This is a genomic window from Bacteroides sp. OF04-15BH (assembly GCF_003477995.1).
In the GTDB taxonomy this organism is placed as follows: Bacteria; Bacteroidota; Bacteroidia; order Bacteroidales; family Bacteroidaceae; genus Paraprevotella.
The window spans coordinates 1-1,556 of the sequence record NZ_QUEM01000092.1; the positions used below are offsets into that span (position 1 = coordinate 1).

The 1,556-nt window shown below is 56.2% G+C and carries 1 pseudogene; it reads left to right on the forward strand.

Going from position 1 to position 1,556, the window contains the following annotated elements:
* A pseudogene (locus DXA74_RS15920) lies at positions 1-1,545 on the forward strand (DNA methylase); the annotation flags it as partial.
* Positions 1,546-1,556 lie beyond the last annotated feature (11 nt).

Sequence of the window (1,556 nt, forward strand, 5' to 3'; positions counted from 1 at the left end):
TTCCATAAAGGGAAGAAAGGCGCATTGTGCTTAGCCATTGGAACCGGCAAGACGCTGATCATGTGCGTGGCAGCGCACGAGATGAAGCGTCTGGGGCTGGTACACAAGCCGATGATTATCGGACTGAAGGCGAATGTAAGGGAGATAGCCGAATGCTACCGCACGGCATATCCCAACGCAAGAGTGCTGTATGCCTCGGAAAAGGATTTTGCCGCATCCGGTAGGGTACGCTTCTTCAACGACATACGGAACAACGACTGGGACTGCATCATCATGAGCCACGACCAGTTCGGGAAGATACCGCAGTCGCCGGAGCTGCAGCAGCGGATATTGCAGGCGGAGCTGGATACGGTAGAGGAAAATCTGGAAGTGCTGCGCTCGCAGGGCAAGGACGTGTCGCGTGCGATGCTGAAGGGACTGGAGAAACGCTAGTTCAACCTGCAGGCCAAGCTGGAGAAGGTGGAACATGCGATAAAGTCGAGGACGGACGATGTGGTGGACTTCAGGCAGATGGGCATCGACCACATCTTCGTGGACGAGTCGCACCAGTTCAAGAACCTGACATTCAACACAAGGCATGACCGTGTGGCGGGTCTGGGCAACTCGGAAGGCAGCCAGAAGGCACTGAACCTCCTGTTTGCCATCCGCACCATTCAGGAGCGGACGGGAAAGGATCTGGGGGCGACGTTCCTGTCGGGCACGACCATCAGCAACTCGCTGACGGAGCTGTACCTGCTTTTCAAGTACCTGCGCCCTAAGGAGCTGGAAAGGCAGGACATCCGATGCTTTGACGCATGGGCGGCAATCTTCGCAAAGAAGACGACGGATTTTGAGTTCAATGTGACGAACAACATCGTACAGAAGGAACGCTTCCGCTACTTCATCAAGGTGCCGGAGCTGGCGGCGTTCTACAACGAGATAACGGACTACCGCACGGCAGAGGATGTGGGCGTGGACCGTCCGCACAAGAACGAGATATTGCACAACATACCTCCCACGCCCGACCAGGAACATTTCATCAAACGGCTGATGGAATTTGCCAAGACGGGCGACGCCACGCTGCTGGGACGCGGAAAGCTGTCGGAAACGGAGGAAAAGGCGAAGATGCTCATCGCCACGGACTACGCAAGGAAGATGGCACTGGACATGCGCATGATAGACCCGGCGTATGAAGACCACCCGGACAACAAGGCGAGCCACTGCGCAAGGATGATAGCGGAATACTACCGCAGGTATGATGCACAGAAAGGAACGCAGTTCGTGTTTTCGGACCTGGGGACGTACCAGTCGGGACAATGGAGCGTATATACCGAGATAAAGCGCAAGCTGGTGGAAGACCACGGCATACCGGCACACGAGATACGCTTCATACAGGAATGCAAGAGCGAGAAGTCAAGGAAAGCGGTGATCGAAGCGATGAACGAGGGATATGTGCGTGTGCTGTTCGGCTCGACCTCGATGCTCGGAACGGGCGTGAACGCCCAGCGCAGGGCGGTGGCCATCCACCACCTGGACACGCCGTGGGTGCGACATGAAGTCGCATAGATAATTGTTGG